General features: G+C 69.4%; 17 protein-coding genes. 13 read left to right on the top strand and 4 right to left on the bottom strand.

Annotated features, from left to right (window positions below; translation table 11 throughout):
- Nucleotides 1-38: 38 nt before the first annotated feature.
- From HHL11_RS25935 to HHL11_RS25920, 4 genes are read left to right on the top strand one after another with little or no spacing between them, the layout of a single operon-like run.
- Nucleotides 39-1,052 (top strand): Gfo/Idh/MocA family protein, encoded by a 1,014-nt coding sequence (locus HHL11_RS25935; protein ID WP_169421499.1) that lies wholly within the window; start codon nucleotides 39-41, stop codon nucleotides 1,050-1,052.
- Complete coding sequence (locus tag HHL11_RS25930; protein ID WP_169421498.1) at nucleotides 1,049-2,020, top strand: Bug family tripartite tricarboxylate transporter substrate binding protein; 972 nt, start codon at nucleotides 1,049-1,051, stop codon at nucleotides 2,018-2,020. Before HHL11_RS25935 ends, HHL11_RS25930 begins: the two co-directional genes overlap by 4 nt.
- Nucleotides 2,017-2,907, top strand: coding sequence for a polysaccharide deacetylase family protein (locus HHL11_RS25925; protein WP_169421497.1), 891 nt, complete (start codon nucleotides 2,017-2,019; stop codon nucleotides 2,905-2,907). The genes HHL11_RS25930 and HHL11_RS25925 overlap by 4 nt, the downstream gene beginning before the upstream one ends.
- Nucleotides 2,904-4,481: a gamma-glutamyltransferase gene (locus tag HHL11_RS25920; protein ID WP_169421496.1), complete on the top strand. Its 1,578-nt coding sequence runs from the start codon at nucleotides 2,904-2,906 to the stop codon at nucleotides 4,479-4,481. The genes HHL11_RS25925 and HHL11_RS25920 overlap by 4 nt, the downstream gene beginning before the upstream one ends.
- Here the strand turns inward: HHL11_RS25920 and HHL11_RS25915 are convergent, their stop codons facing one another.
- Nucleotides 4,482-6,290 carry a DUF2334 domain-containing protein gene (locus tag HHL11_RS25915; protein WP_342593281.1) on the bottom strand — a complete coding sequence of 603 codons (1,809 nt, stop codon included), beginning with the start codon at nucleotides 6,288-6,290 and terminating at the stop codon, nucleotides 4,482-4,484.
- Nucleotides 6,291-6,514: 224 nt separating this feature from the next.
- Nucleotides 6,515-6,862: a hypothetical protein gene (locus tag HHL11_RS25910; protein WP_169421495.1), complete on the bottom strand. Its 348-nt coding sequence runs from the start codon at nucleotides 6,860-6,862 to the stop codon at nucleotides 6,515-6,517.
- Between the two features lie 195 nt (nucleotides 6,863-7,057).
- On the opposite strand from HHL11_RS25910, the gene HHL11_RS25905 reads away from it, so the two are divergent.
- The 8 genes from HHL11_RS25905 to HHL11_RS25870 all read left to right on the top strand — a co-directional run bounded on the left by HHL11_RS25905 (nucleotide 7,058) and on the right by HHL11_RS25870 (nucleotide 12,975).
- Complete coding sequence (locus HHL11_RS25905) at nucleotides 7,058-7,804, top strand: hypothetical protein (RefSeq protein ID WP_169421494.1); 747 nt, start codon at nucleotides 7,058-7,060, stop codon at nucleotides 7,802-7,804.
- Nucleotides 7,805-7,918: 114 nt separating this feature from the next.
- Nucleotides 7,919-8,494, top strand: coding sequence for a glycine zipper 2TM domain-containing protein (locus tag HHL11_RS25900; RefSeq protein WP_169421493.1), 576 nt, complete (start codon nucleotides 7,919-7,921; stop codon nucleotides 8,492-8,494).
- A 22-nt stretch (nucleotides 8,495-8,516) separates the two neighbouring features.
- On the top strand, nucleotides 8,517-8,759 hold the full coding sequence (locus HHL11_RS25895; RefSeq protein WP_342593280.1) for a PepSY domain-containing protein: 243 nt from the start codon (nucleotides 8,517-8,519) through the stop codon (nucleotides 8,757-8,759).
- 7 nt (nucleotides 8,760-8,766) lie between these two features.
- Nucleotides 8,767-9,438 (top strand): response regulator transcription factor, encoded by a 672-nt coding sequence (locus HHL11_RS25890; protein WP_169421492.1) that lies wholly within the window; start codon nucleotides 8,767-8,769, stop codon nucleotides 9,436-9,438.
- A complete protein-coding gene (locus HHL11_RS25885; protein ID WP_169421491.1) occupies nucleotides 9,435-10,772 on the top strand; it encodes an ATP-binding protein in 1,338 nt (445 codons plus the stop codon). The genes HHL11_RS25890 and HHL11_RS25885 overlap by 4 nt, the downstream gene beginning before the upstream one ends.
- 10 nt (nucleotides 10,773-10,782) lie before the next feature.
- Nucleotides 10,783-11,685 carry an alpha/beta fold hydrolase gene (locus tag HHL11_RS25880; protein ID WP_169421490.1) on the top strand — a complete coding sequence of 301 codons (903 nt, stop codon included), beginning with the start codon at nucleotides 10,783-10,785 and terminating at the stop codon, nucleotides 11,683-11,685.
- Between the two features lie 24 nt (nucleotides 11,686-11,709).
- A complete protein-coding gene (locus tag HHL11_RS25875; protein ID WP_169421489.1) occupies nucleotides 11,710-12,033 on the top strand; it encodes an EthD family reductase in 324 nt (107 codons plus the stop codon).
- A gap of 75 nt (nucleotides 12,034-12,108) precedes the next feature.
- Nucleotides 12,109-12,975, top strand: a complete 867-nt coding sequence (locus HHL11_RS25870) for a c-type cytochrome (RefSeq protein ID WP_169421488.1) — start codon at nucleotides 12,109-12,111, stop codon at nucleotides 12,973-12,975.
- Nucleotides 12,976-12,978: 3 nt separating this feature from the next.
- Here the strand turns inward: HHL11_RS25870 and HHL11_RS25865 are convergent, their stop codons facing one another.
- On the bottom strand, nucleotides 12,979-13,398 hold the full coding sequence (locus tag HHL11_RS25865) for a cupin domain-containing protein (protein ID WP_169421487.1): 420 nt from the start codon (nucleotides 13,396-13,398) through the stop codon (nucleotides 12,979-12,981).
- Nucleotides 13,399-13,434: 36 nt separating this feature from the next.
- Between HHL11_RS25865 and HHL11_RS25860 the strand changes: the two genes are divergently transcribed.
- Entirely contained in the window at nucleotides 13,435-13,926 is a 492-nt protein-coding gene (locus tag HHL11_RS25860) for a GNAT family N-acetyltransferase (RefSeq protein WP_169421486.1), read from the top strand.
- Nucleotides 13,927-13,951: 25 nt separating this feature from the next.
- Here HHL11_RS25860 and HHL11_RS25855 read toward each other — a convergent pair whose 3' ends face one another.
- A complete protein-coding gene (locus HHL11_RS25855) occupies nucleotides 13,952-14,263 on the bottom strand; it encodes a hypothetical protein (RefSeq protein WP_169421485.1) in 312 nt (103 codons plus the stop codon).
- Nucleotides 14,264-14,296 lie beyond the last annotated feature (33 nt).

Below are 14,296 nucleotides of genomic sequence, written 5' to 3'. Positions count from 1 at the left end.
CCGGCGCGAGGATGGCCGGCACCAAGAAGAGGAGATCCATGATCCGCGCCGCCATCATCGGGCTGGGGACCTGGGGCCAGAACCTGGTCCGCAGCGTCCCGCCCGACAGCCCCCACCTGCGCTTCACCGCCTTCGCGACCCGCACGCCCGACAAGGCGCGCGACTTCGCGCAGGCGCACGGCCTGCGCATGCTCCCCAGCTTCGAGGCCGCGCTGGCCGACCCGGAGATCGACGCCGTGGTGCTGGCCACGCCGCACTCCCTGCACACCGAGCAGATCGTCGCCGCGGCGCGCGCCGGCAAGCACGTCTTCAGCGAGAAGCCGCTGGGCCTGGACGCCGAAAGCGCAGAGCGCGCGGCGCGGGCTTGCGCCGAACACGGCGTGACCTTGGGCGTGGGCTACAACTGGCGCTGGCAGCCGGCGCTGCGCGAGATCCGCCGCCTGGTCGAGGACGGCACGCTGGGCCGCGTGCTGCACCTGGAAGGCAACTTCTGCGGGCCCAGCGCCTACCGCTTTCCCAAGGGCCACTGGCGCCACGACCGCGACGAAGTGCCGGCCGGCGGCATGACCGGCCGCGGCGTGCACGTGATCGACGCAATGCTCTATCTCGCCGGCCCGATCGAGCAGGTCACCGCGCAGAGCTTCCGGCTCGCGCAGGACTTCGGCGTCGACGACACCACCAGCATGCTGCTGAAATTCGCCAGCGGCGCCACCGGTTACCTGGGCACCGTGATCGCCACCGCGGAGACCTGGCGGCTGCAGGTGTTCGGCAGCAATGCCTGGGTCGAAGTGGGCGAGGTCGAACATCTCACGACCTGGGAGCTGCGCCTGTGCCGGCTGGACCGCGAGCACATCACGGTGAAGCAGCGGCCGCAGGTGATCACCTTCCCCAAGACCAGCACCGAGCGCGCCGAGCTGGAGCACTTCGCGCAGCAGGCCGCGGCGCGCCAGCCCATCGTGCAGCCGGGCGGCGACGCCGTGCACAACGTGGCAGTGCTGCAAGCCATCCTCGATTCGGCCCGCACCCAGAAGACGCAAGGAGTCGCGCGATGAAAAGACGTTCCCTCGCACTCGCGGCCGTGCTGGCCCTGGCGGCCGGCCTGGCGCAGGCCCAGGCCTTCCCGAACAAGCCGATCAAGGTGGTGGTGCCCTCGCCCGCCGGCGGCCCGCCGGACCTGATCCTGCGCGCCATCCTGCCGAAGATGTCGCAGGTGCTGGGCCAGCCCATCGTCATCGACAACCGCGCCGGCGCCGGCGGCCTGGTGGGCACGGCCTACGTGGCGAAGCAGCCGGCCGATGGCTACACCTGGCTGTTCACGACGGCCTCGCACGTGAACATCCCGCCCTTCAGCGACGGCACGGTGCCCTACGACCCGATCAAGGACTTCACGCACGTGACGCTGGCGGCGCAGAACTTCGGCCAGGCGCTGGTGGTGAACCCCGAAGTGCCGGCGAAGAACCTGCAGGACCTGATCGCGCTGGCGAAGAAGAGCCCCGGCAAGCTCACTTACGCCAACGCCGGCAACGGCACCGCGAGCCACATCCCGGCCGAAGTGATGAAGAGCATGACGGGCACCGACATCCTCTCGGTCCCCTACAAGGGCATCCAGGAGGCGATCACCGACCTGATCGCGGGGCGCATCGACATGTTCTTCGTCGGCACCAACATCGCGCTGCAGCACGTGCAGAACGGCCGCCTGCGGGCGCTGGCGCTGACCGGCAGCAAGCGCTGGAAGGGCATGCCCGACACGCCGACGATGGACGAACAGGGGCTCAAGGGCTTCGACAAGGTGAACTGGTTCGGCTTGTGGCTGCCGGCCGGCGCGCCGCCGGAGGTGGTCGCGAAGATCCATGCGGCGGTGGCCGCGGCGATCGCCGAACCGGACGTGAAGGCAGCCTTCGACCAGCAAGGCCTGGAAGGCGTGGCGATGCCGCCCGCGCAATTCGCGAAGTTCGTCGCCGACGAACAGAAGGCGGCGCAGGACATCGCGCAGCGGCTGCATGCAGGAGCGAAGAAATGAGCGAACCCCTCCAACCCTGGCAGTGGCCCGACGAACACTGGCGAGGCATCGTCAACCACGTGCGCGGCGGGCGCTCGTTGAAGCCCAGGAGCTGGCCCGGTGGCGCGCGCTGCGCCGTGGCGCTGTCCTTCGATTCGGACCACGAGACCAACGAGCTGCGCGAAGGCGGCGAGTCTATCGGCAAGTTGTCGCAGGGCCAGTACGGCAACCGGCAAGGCGTGCCGCGCATCCTGGACATCCTGGGCCGTCACGATGTGAAGGCGAGCTTCTACGTGCCCGCCGTCACCGCGCTGCTCTACCCCGATGAACAGCGCCGCGTCGCCGCCGAAGGCCACGAGCTCGCGCTGCACGGCTGGATCCACGAGCGCAACTCGGTGCTGCCCGAACCGGCCGAACGCGACCTGATGCTGCGCGCCGCCGACACGCTGGAGCAGGTTGCCGGCAAGCGGCCGGTGGGCATCCGCACGCCGTCCTGGGACTTCAGCCCGGCGACCCTGGCCATCGCGCGCGACATGGGCCTGCTGTACGACTCGTCGCTGATGGCCGACGTCGACTGCTACGAGCTGCTGCTCGATGGCCAGCCCACCGGCGTGGTGGAAATGCCGGTGGAGTGGATCCGCGACGACGCCGTCTACTTCAACATGAACCGCTTCGCCGGCCTGCGGCCCTACACGCCGCCGGAAGCGGTGTTCGACATCTTCCGGCGCGAGCTGGAAGCGGCGCATGCCGAAGGCGGCATCTTCCAGCTGACCATGCATCCGCACATCAGCGGCTACCGCTCGCGGGTCTGGATCCTGGACGAGATCATCCAGCACGCGAAGTCGCTGGGCAACGTCTGGTTCGCCACCCATGCCGACGTCGTGCGGCACGCGAAAGCCCACGGATGATCGACAACTTCTCCGATGCGCAGGTGGTACGCAAGGCGGTGCGCGCCACCGAAGGCGGCGTGGTCGCGTCGCAGCACAAGCGCGCGGCGCAGGTCGGCGCACAGGTGCTCGCGGCCGGCGGCGATGCCGTCGATGCGGCGGTCGCCACCTCGTTCGCGCTCGGCGTCGTCGAACCCTGGATGAGCGGCTGCATGGCCGGCGGCGCCATGGTTCTTTGGCGCGCCAAGGAAAAGATGGCGCAGGTCGTCAACTTCGGCATGCGCTCGCCGCGCGCGCTGAAGCCGGAGGACTATCCGCTGTCCGGCGACGGCCGCAGCTCCGACCTCTTTCCCTGGAAAGCCGTGGTGGGCGACCGCAACGTGCAGGGCGCGACTGCCGTCGCCGTGCCGGGCGCCGTGGCGGGCATGGCGCTGGCGCACGAACGCTATGGCCGCAAACGCTGGCAGGAGCTGCTTGCGCCCGCCGTGCAACTGGCGCAGGAAGGCCTGCTGGTGGACTGGTACTCGGGCCTGGTCACCGCTTCCACCGCCAGGCAACTGTCGCTGGACCCGGACGCCGCCGCGATGTTCCTGGACGACGGCGTGTTCGCCAAGCTCGGCGCCTGGACCAGCACTTCCGCGCAGCGGCTGGACCAGCGCCAGCTGGCCGCGACCTTGAAGCAGGTGGCCGAGGGTGGCCCGCGCGCCTTCTACGAAGGCCCGGTGGCACAAGCGCTGGCGCGCGACATCCAGGCCAAGGGCGGCTGCCTGTCGGAGGAAGACCTGGCGGCCTATCGCGCCGAGTGGGCGGAGCCGCTCACCGTGCCTTTCCGCGGCGGCCAGGTGTTCGCGGCGCCAGGGCTCACGGGTGGCCCGACCTTCGCGCAGGCCTTGAAGGCGCTGGAGCAGGGCTACACGCCAAGCGGCAAGGGTCCGGACGCCGAAGCCTACGTTGCGATGGCGCGCGCGCTCGACGCCGCCTTCCGCACGCGGCTGGAGAACATGGGCGACCACGAGTCGCCGCAGGCGCCGACCTGCACCACGCACTTCTGCGTCGTCGACCGCGAGGGCAACCTGTGCGCGGTGACGCAGACGCTGCTGTCGATCTTCGGTTCGCGCGTGGTTTCGCCGTCGACCGGCCTGCTGTTGAACAACGGCATCATGTGGTTCGACCCGGAGCCGGGCAAGCCGAACTCCCTGGCGCCCGACAAGCGCGTGCTGGCCAACTACTGCCCGGTGGCGGGCGTCACGGGCGATGGCCGCCAGTTCGCGCTGGGCGCTTCGGGTGGCCGCAAGATCCTGGGCGCCGTGATGCAGCTCAGCGCCTTCCTGATCGACCACGACATGACGCTGGAAGAAGCCTTCCACCAGCCGCGCATCGACGTCAGCGGCAGCGGCGCGGTGACGGCGGACCGCTCGCTGGCGCCGGAGATCGTGCAGGCGCTGGCGGCAGCCATGCCGACCACCACCGCGCGCCGCACCGTCTTCCCCCTTGCCTTCGCCTGTCCTGCAGGCGTGCTGCGCGACAACGGAAGGAACATGGGCTGCACGGAGATCATGTCGCCGTGGGGCGATGCGGTCGCCGAGGACGCGTGATCATTTCAGCGAGCCGGGCGCCACCCACGTGTAGCCCTGCGCGCCGATCGCATCCAGCAGCGACTTGAAGTCTTCGTACCCCGGCGTATCCATGTCCTTCTCCGCCCAGAAGGGATGGAAGAAGAAGGACGCGAAGCCGTCCCGCACCACCCAGGCGTACTGCGCGTTCAGCGCGATGTCCTGCCAGGTGTAGTTGTAGAAGGACATCGGGTCGACCTTGCGGATGTCGTACTCGATGTTGCCCAGGTTCTCCGGCAGCACGCGCTGGTTGTACCAGTCACGCTGGATCACGTAGGGGAACAGCTGGCCGGCCGTGAAGTCCTTGCCCGCATGCGGCGAGAAGTCCGGCTGGTCCGCCGTGTAGTAGACGACGCGCTGGTAGGTCGTGTCGAAGGCCAGCGGCACCACCTTCGAAGTGTTGGCCGAGGCCTGGTAGTGCGGCGTCTCCCAGGCGATCGGCCGCAGGTTGGCGGCTGCCAGTTCGGCCAGGCCGGCCTGCAGGCGGCCATAGGCCCACAGCTGCGAGTCCTCCGCCACCGGCTTGTTGTTCACGATGTCCCAGAACTCGTAGTCGTCGCCGCTGACCCCGGTCCAGGGATTCTGCTGCGCGCCGTACTGGTGGGTGTAGCCGTGCATCACCACCTGGCCGCCGTGGGCCGTGGCGTAGTTGGCCGCCGTCTTCAGGTCGGTGGCCTGCGCCAGCGGGATGTCCTGCGGCACGCCGCCGTTGGCGTAGCCCAGCGGGTCCTTGTAGTGCGGGATCAGCGCCATCGAGAAGGGGATGCCCTTGCCTTCCATCAGGTCGGTGAGCTTCTTCATGGTCTGCACCGACACCTTCGCATCCACGTCCTCCAGGCGAACCATCGCCCGGTGCGACTCCGCGTGGTTGATGCCCAGCATGTCGTGCAGCAGGTCGGCGATCACAAGGTAGCGGTCGCGCGGGCCGATGAAGCTGAAGGGCACGTCGGCCACGTACCAGAAGGTGCCGGCGCGCACGATGTAGGGCGCCTCTTCGCCGGTCGCCGTGTCGTAGATCGGGACCAGTTCCTTCGCCTTGGCCGGATCGGCGATGGTGACGACGCCGATGTCGGGATCCGCGTTCAGCCGGTTCGCCGCCGCGTCGTAGTTGTAGTACTTGACGAAGGACAGCTTCTTGTAGACGACCTGGTCGAAGAAGCCAGGCTGCGGGTTCGCGGCGCTGGGCACGGCATTCATGCCGCGCAGCCGGTCGAAGGCGATGCCGTGGCTGGCGCCGAAGCCCAGGCTCGCATCGTTGGCCAGTTCCCACAGGTTGTACTTGAACCAGACCAGCGTCTTCGCGGTCGCCGCCGCATCGTGCAGGAAGGTCGCGGGCAAGGCGGCGTTGTAGTCCGAGCCCAGGTAGAAGGTGGCGGCGTGCGCATCGACCTGGCCGGCCTGGTACTCCTGCACCGGCAGCACGTCGACGGCGGCGTCGAAGTGGCCCAGCAGGTTGCGCAGCATGATCGCGTACGAGAATCCCAGCTTCTGGTACTCGGAGCCGGCGGGCGCGTCGTACAGCACCAGCACTTTCGGGCCGGTCGGCGGCGGGAGGTTCAGGGCGGGCAGGGTCAGCGAAACGGGCAAGGTGCTGGTGCCGCTGCCGCTGGTGGAAGTGGTGGCGGTGCTGGTGCCGGTGTTCGTGCCGCTGTCGCTGGGCGCGGAATTGCTGTCATCAGGGGTGCCACCGGCAGCCGGGGCTGAACTTCCGCCGCTGCCGACGGTGACCGTCGCGCCAGCGCCAGTCGTTGCGCCGGCTCCCGTCGTGGCGCTGCTGTCGGTCGTGCTCACCGCCGCCGTGCTTCCTCCCCCACCCCCGCCGCCACAGGCAGACAGCGCAAGCGCGAGGACAAGGGCCGCAGCGAGGGAAATTCGTGGCAGGAGTTTCATGGCAAGCCTGTAACTGGCGTGCCAATTTGCGCGTTGGCGCTGCAAGCCAAGCTGCGCCATGAGCGCCTGCGCGCGTAGGAGCGCATCGCGGCGCCACGTACGCGGCCGCGCCCCGGTGTCGGGAATCAGGCGGGGACGAAGATCCGGCCCTTGCGGCGCACTTCCGCCAGCAACTCCCGGTGCTGCGCGTAGCAGGCCCGCACCTTGCCGCCCATGCGGCTCGGCGAGGACGCCGTCCACAGCGCGTGCATCAGTTCGACGCGGCTGATCAACAGCTCGGTCCACGACGTGGACAGGCCCGGTAGGGATTCGGCGTACATCTGCATGCGGTCGAAGCGATCGGACACGCTGCGATACAGCTCGGGATCCCAGCGCCTTTCGATCAGCCCCTCGAGCTCTCGCTCGTAAGCGCCGATTTCGGCGGTGAGCTGCGCGGCGATGGCCGCCTGCTGGGGCGAATGCGACGGAAACATGGACTGCAGGTACGGCAAAAGCAAACAGGAAGGCCACTGTAGCGAGCCATTCCTGCCTCAGCAATGGGACCTTGGGGTACGCGAAAGTTCCTTAAGGGCTTTGCGTATTCGTCGCGCCGCTGTGCTTGTGCGTTCAGCGACCGTTCACGGACGGCTTTTTAAAGTGGTCCCATCGCCAACTCGATGGAGAAAGCAATGAAGTCCACTCTTCGCAACTACGCCACCGCCGCCGCGCTGCTGATCCCGGTCGCCGGTGCATTCGTCGCCCAGCCGGCCAGCGCGCAGGAGCGCGCGTACGTGGCCCAGCCCGCCATCCGCTCGATGGCGCTGAACTCCAACGCCGGCCTGCGCCCGGGCGCCACGCTGCGCCTGCAGATGTACGCCACGCCGGGCGCGCGCTGGAGCAGCGTGACGCTGGCCGACGGCGTGCGCGTGGCGCTGCGTGAACGCAGCCCCGGCAACTACACCGGCGCCTACACCGTGCGCCGCGGCGACCGCATCGACCCCACGAGCCAGATGATGGCCCGCGCCGGCTACCGCGAACGCGTCGTCACCAGCAGCATCGACTTTCCGCCGTCCTTCCAGGCCCTGGCCATGGGCGGCCCGCCGGCCACGATGGCGCCGAACATCGAGCGCTTCGTGATGGCGCCGCACGGCCGCCTGGAGCCGGGCCGCGAACTGCGCTTCCGCCTGGTCGGCGCGCCCGGCGGCGACGCCTGGCTGGACATCCCCGGCGTGATCCGCGGCGTGGACCTGCAGGAGACGCGTCCCGGCGTGTATGAAGGCAGCTACACCATCCGCCGCCGCGACGACATGGACGCCTTCGACCGCGCCGTCGCCACGCTGCAATCGGGCCGCGAGCGGGCCACCGCGCGGGTAGAGATCCGCGGCGGTGAGTTCGGGTACGGGTACGGCCGCGGCGGTGAGGATTGGAACCGCTAAGCGTGATGGAGTGCCGGGTGCGCAACGCACCCGGTTGTGAAACTTCACATTCGTTCAGCTTGCGTTCACCTCCTGCTGGGTAAGCTCCCACCACCTTCACTCAAAGGACTCGAAATGAAACGTGCCGCCCTCTTTGCCCTCCTCGCCACAGCTTTCGTCGCCGCCCAGGCCGACACCTTCGTCGACAACGCGCGCGTGCGCTCGGTGCAGCCGCAATACGAAACGGTGCAGGTGCCGCGCGAGGAGTGCCGCAGCCAGTGGGTGAACGAGCCGCAAGCCGTGGCCGCGCCCCAGCAGCAGCAGAACAACATCGGCGGCATCGTCCTCGGTGGCGTGGTCGGCGGCCTCCTGGGCAACCAGGTCGGCAAGGGCCACGGCAAGGAAGCCGCCACCGCCGTCGGCGCCGTCACCGGCGCCGTGGTGGGCAACAACATCGCCAACGGCCCGCCGCAGCCGCCCCAGTACGTGGACTCGCAGCGCGAAGTGCGCAGCTGCCGCCAGGTGGTGGACATGCAACAGCGCCAGACCGGCTTCGTCGTGAGCTACGAATACCACGGCCACGAGTACAGCACCGTGATGCCCCGCGACCCGGGCCCCTTCGTGCCGGTGCAGGTGTCCATCACGCCGATGGCCCAGGGCGCCGCCGTCCCGCCGCCTCCCCGGCCCGCGGGCGAGTACTATCGCCGCTGACCTTTCCTGAGGACTGCCGCCCGTGATCAAGCCGAAGTTCGCCAAGCTGCTGTGCACCGCGCTGCTGGCCGCCGCCCTGCCCGTCTGGGCCGCGGTGAGCCGGGACGACGCGGCGGCCATCGCCCAGCAGCAGACGGGCGGCCGGGTGCTGGCGGTGGAACGCATGGATGCAGGCGGCCGGCCGGCGTGGCGGGTGAAGGTCGTCACGCCCAATGGAGAAGTGCGGGTCATCGTGATCGACGCGGCCACGGGCCGCCCGATGTAGCCCGCCCATGCGCCTGCTGCTCATCGAGGACGACGTCGCCCTGCGCCAGGGCCTCAAGCGCCAGCTGGAAGCCGAAGGCTACCGGGTGGACGAGGCCGGCGAAGGCGACGTCGGCCTTTTTCTCGCGCAGGAATATCCCTTCGACCTGGCCATCGTCGACCTGGGCCTGCCCAAGGTGAACGGCCTCACCATCGTGCAGCGGCTGCGCAAGGACGGCAGCGCGATGCCGATCCTGATCCTCACGGCCCGCAGCAGCTGGCAGGACAAGGTGACCGGCCTGGAAGCCGGCGCCGACGACTACCTGGTCAAGCCCTTCGAATACCCCGAGCTCGCAGCGCGCGTCAAGGCGCTGCTGCGCCGCTCGCTCAAGGCGGTGACGGACACCCTGGTGCTGGGCCCGCTCGCCATCGAATTCGGTTCGCAGGCCGTCAAGCTCGGTGGCGAACCGCTGGAGCTGACCGCCTTCGAATACCGCCTGCTGGAATACCTGGTGCGCGAACGCGCGCGCATCGTCACCAAGCAGGAGCTGTCGGACTACCTGTACCCGCATGGCGAGGACCGCGACAGCAACGTGCTGGAAGTGCTGATCGGGCGGCTGCGCCGCAAGCTGGACCCCGAAGGCGAACTCGCGCCCATCGAGACGGTGCGCGGCCGGGGCTACCGCTTTACGCTGGGATGAAGCCCGGGTACTCGATCCGGGCCCGCCTGCTGCTCGGCGCGGCGCTGGTGCTGCTGCTGTTCATGGCCGGCGCAGGCATCGCCGTGCAGCGCGCTCACACCGACAGCGTGCGCACCGCGCACTACGACCGGCTGCAAGCCACCGTCTACCTGCTGCTCGCCGGCGCCGAGCTGGACGATGCCGGCCGGCTGCAATTGCCCGCCGAACTGGCGGAGCCCAAGCTCTCGGTGCCCGGCTCCGGCCTCTACGCGGGCATCTACAACGTCGACCAGAACGAGACCTGGCGCTCGGCCTCCACGGTCGGCGTGGAGCCGCCGCTGGTGATGCGCAAGGGCCAGCCGGGCGAGTGGGTGTACGACACCATGGAGGCGCCGAACGGCAGGAAGTACCTTGCCGTCACCTACAACGTGCGCTGGAGCGTGCGCAACCGCGCCGCGCCGCTGGTGCTGGTGGTGCTGGAGGACCAGCGCGGCCTGAAGCGCGAGGTGGCGGTGTTCGCCCGCACGCTGTGGTCGTGGCTGGGCGGCGCGGCGCTGCTGCTGCTGCTGGCGCAATTGCTGCTGCTGCGCTGGGGCCTGTCGCCGCTGCGCGCCGTCGCGCAGGAGATCCGGCGCATCGAGGCCGGCGACCAGGAACGCGTCGAGGGCCGCTACCCGGACGAGATCTCGGGCCTGACCGAGAACCTCAACGCGCTCATCCAGCAGGAGCGCGTGCGCCAGACCCGCTACAAGGAGGCGCTGAGCTTCCTCGCCCACAGCCTGAAGACGCCGCTGGCGGTGCTGCGCAACGCGCTGGGCGAGCCGGCCGAACTGCCGGCGGTGGTGGAGCAGCAGGTGCGGCGCATGGACGACATCGTGCAGCACCAGCTGGGCCGGGCCGCGGCCGGTGGCGCCGCCCGCTTCGCGCCGGCCATTGCCATCGCGCCGGTGCTGGAGCGCGTGCGCGAGGCGCTGGGCAAGGTCTACGCCGAGAAGGGCCTGGACTTCACCATCGCCTGCGCCCCGGAGCTGCAGTGGCGCATCGACCAGGGCGACCTGTTCGAGATGATGGGCAACCTGATGGACAACGCCGCCAAGTGGGCCAGGTCGCGAGTGGAAGTGCGGGCGACCCGCGAGGCCGGGCAGCTGCGCATCACTGTGGACGACGACGGCCCCGGCTTCAGCGACACCACCTCGGTGCTGCAATTGCACGTGCGCGGCGATGAGCGGGTGCCCGGGCACGGCGTGGGGCTGGCCGTGGTCAACGAGCTGGTCGGCAGCTATCACGGGGAACTCGAATTGCGCCGGGCACCGCTCGGCGGAGGCAGGGTGGAGGTCTGCCTGCCTTCCCGCTAACCTAGCGGGCATGGAGACCCTGCGCCCCCTGCACCGCGTCATCGCCGGCGTCCTGGACGTCGTCTACCACGAGGCCGGACCGTCCGACGGCCCGCCGGTCTTCCTGATGCACGGCTTTCCCTACGACATCCACGCCTATGCGGAGGTGGCGCCGCGACTGGCCGCCGCCGGCTGCCGCGTGATCGTGCCCTACCTGCGCGGCTACGGGCCGACGCGCTTCGTGTCCGCGGACACGCCGCGCTCGGGCGAGCAGGCCGCGCTGGGCGCCGACCTGCTGGCGCTGATGGACGCCCTGAAGCTGCCGCGCGCCGTGCTGGCCGGCTACGACTGGGGCGGCCGCGCCGCCTGCGTGGTGGCGGCACTGTGGCCGCAGCGCTGCGCCGGCCTGGTCTCGTACAACAGCTACAACATCCAGAACATCGCGCGGGCGCTGGAGCCCGACTTGCCGGAGAACGAGCACCGGCTCTGGTACCAGTACTACTTCCATTCGGAGCGCGGCCGCAACGGCCTGGCCAGGGACCGGCGCGCCGTCACCCGGCTGCTGTGGCGCCAGTGGTCGCCGAGCTGGAAGTTCGACGACGCGACCTTCGAGCGCTCCGCCGCGGCCTTCGACAACCCCGACTTCGTAGCCGTGGTGATCCAGTCCTACCGCCATCGCTTCGGCCTGGTGCCGGGCGACCCGGCCTATGCGGACACCGAGAAGCGGCTGGCCGCGCAGCCGGTGATCGCCGTGCCCACCATCACCTTCGACGGTGAAGACGACGGCGTGCGCTCGCCGGCGCCGGCCGCCAACCACGCGCACGGCTTCGGCCTGAACCGCCAGCACCGCATCGTGCCCGGCGTCGGCCACAACATGCCGCAGGAGGCGCCCGAGCTGTTTGCCAAAGCGGTGCTGGAGCTGGTGCACCGCTGATTCCCCACCCCGCAGGAGACTCCCATGATCAAGCTGAACGTGCTGTACCCGTACACCGAAGGCGGCCGCTTCGACCACGCCTACTACCGCGACAAGCACATGCCGTTCGTGGCGCAGAAGTTGGGCGGCGCCTGCCTGTACTACAGCATCGACAAGGGCCTGGCCGGCGCCGGCCCCGGCGCGCCCACGCCTTACTTCGGCGCCTGCAGCATCTTCTGCGAATCGACGGACAGCCTGCAGAAGGCGCTGGCTCCGGTGGCCAAGGACATCATCGGCGACATCAAGAACTACACGGACACCGAGCCGATCATGTGGATCAGCGACGTGGTGGTGGAGCGCAGCCGCTAGCTGCAATCCCCCGTTTTCCTCCTTGCGCGCGCCGCGCGCCGCCGTTAGATTCCGGGGCGCTCCGGAGGAGGAAGCATGAAGATCAAGAAGAAGTGGCTGGGCGCCGGCCTGGCCGCCACCCTCGTCGCCGTGCAGGCGTTCGCCCAGGCCCCGGGCTCGGTCGAACGCGGGCGCTACCTGATGCAGAGCGTGGTCGCCTGCGGCAACTGCCACTACCAGCGCGGACCGCAGGGCGAGCCGCTGCCGGAAAAAGGCCTCTCGGGGGGCATGGCCTGGGACGAGCCCGGCATCCAGGCCCATGCGGCCAACATCACGCCCGACCCCGAGACCGGCATCGGCAAGTGGACCGACGCCCAGCTCGCCAAGGCGATCCGCGAAGGCGTCCGGCCCGACGGCAGCCTGATCGGGCCGCCGATGCCCGTGGCCTTCTACCGGCACCTGTCGGACGACGACCTGAAGGCCATCGTCGCCTACCTGCGCGCGCAGCCCGCGGTGAAGAACGCCGTGCCGAAATCCAGCTACGGCTTCCCGCTGCCGCCCAATTACGGGCCGGCCGTGACCGCCGTGAAGGCGCCGCCGCGCGCGAACAAGGTGAAGTACGGCGAGTACCTGGCCAACATCGGCCACTGCATGGAATGCCACACACCGCGTGACGGCAAGGGCATGCTGGTCAAAGGCCAGTGGGGCGCGGGCGGCCAGGTCTTCAAAGGCCCGTGGGGCGCGAGCGTGTCGCGTAACCTCACCTCGCATGCCACCGGCCTGAAAAGCTGGAGCGACGCCGAGGTCGCCAAGGCCATCCGCACCGGCATGGACCGCGAGGGCAAGCCCTATCGCCCGCCCATGGGCTTCGGCTTCTACCAGAACATCAGCGACGAGGACATGGGCGCGCTGGTCGCCTACCTGCGCTCGCTGAAGCCGCAGGCTTTTGCGGGGACGAAGTAGGCGCTACGCCGCCGGCTTCAAGCCGTAGTTCTGCATCACCGCCAGCAGCTTCGCCTTGTCCGGCGGGCCGCCGGCGGCCACCACGGCGGCGACGTCGCGGAAGTACTGCGCGCCGATGTCCGGCGTGTTGGTGACCAGCGCGCGGGCGGCCACCGCATGCGGGTTGCTGAAGGCATGCACCGATCCGCGCGGCGTGAACATCCAGTCGCCAGGCTGCAGGTCGCGCTCCTCGGCGTCCACGCGGTAGCGCAGCACGCCTTCCAGCACGTAGATGAATTCGTCGTTGCCAGAGTGGCTGTGCGGCGGCGGCACGTTGGAGCCGGGCGGCACCGTCAGTTCGAAGGTCCCCATTTGCTGGTGCGCGGCGCCGTCGCGCAGGTAGCGGATGCGCATCTGGCCGATCTCGATGGTGTCGCTGGACATGAGCCCTCCTGCTGCTGGAAGGCCTAGCATAGCGCCATGCTCCTGCGTCCTGCATCACCCGGCGACTTCGGCGCGATCCTCGCGCTGAACGAGGCGTCCGTGCATTTCCTCAGCCCGCTGTCACCCGCGAGGCTGCAGCACCTGCACGCGCAGTCCGCGCTGCACCTGGTGGCGGAGGAGGAAGGCGAGGTGCAGGCCTTCCTGCTCGCCTTCCGCGAAGGCGCGGACTACGACAGCGTCAACTACCAGTGGTTCGCGCGGCACGACGAGCGCTTCCTCTACATCGACCGCGTGGTGGTGGCGGAGGCGGCCCGCGGCCGCGGCGTGGGTCGAACGCTCTACGAAGCGACGTTCGCGTTCGCGCGCCAGCAACGGCTGCCGCGCGTCACCTGCGAATTCGACATCGATCCGCCGAACCCGGTGTCGGAGCTCTTTCACGCGAATTTCGGATTTGCCGAAGTCGGCCGGCAAGCCGTGGCCGGCGGGACCAAGCAGGTGTCGCTGCAGGCGGCCGCGACCGGCGCCTGAGATGTCTCACCACTGCGAAATCAGGTCACCACTGCGTGGTGGGCATGTCGTCCGGCTGGCCGTAGTTGGTGCCGTCGGTGCGGGCGACGAAGCGCACGGATTTTTTGAGGCGGCGCGTCGCCGGGTCGACCAGCACGCCGCGGAACTTGCCGTCCATGCTGGCGATGCCGACCCAGGCGAGCCCGGCGAACTCCATTTCGGCGTTCAGCTGCGAGACGCCCGGGACATACGAAACGCGCCCCGCCTTCCGCTGCCACAGCGTCAGGGCGGTCCGGTATTCGATATGGTCGCCGGGTCGTACCTGTGTTTCTCCATCCGCGTAGAGGACTGGCTGCACTTGGGAAGCCTCCGGTGAAGATAGACGGTCGAG

It is taken from the genome of Ramlibacter agri (genome assembly GCF_012927085.1).
In the GTDB taxonomy this organism is placed as follows: Bacteria; Pseudomonadota; Gammaproteobacteria; order Burkholderiales; family Burkholderiaceae_C; genus Ramlibacter; species Ramlibacter agri.
This window is presented reverse-complemented; position numbering and strand designations above follow the sequence as displayed.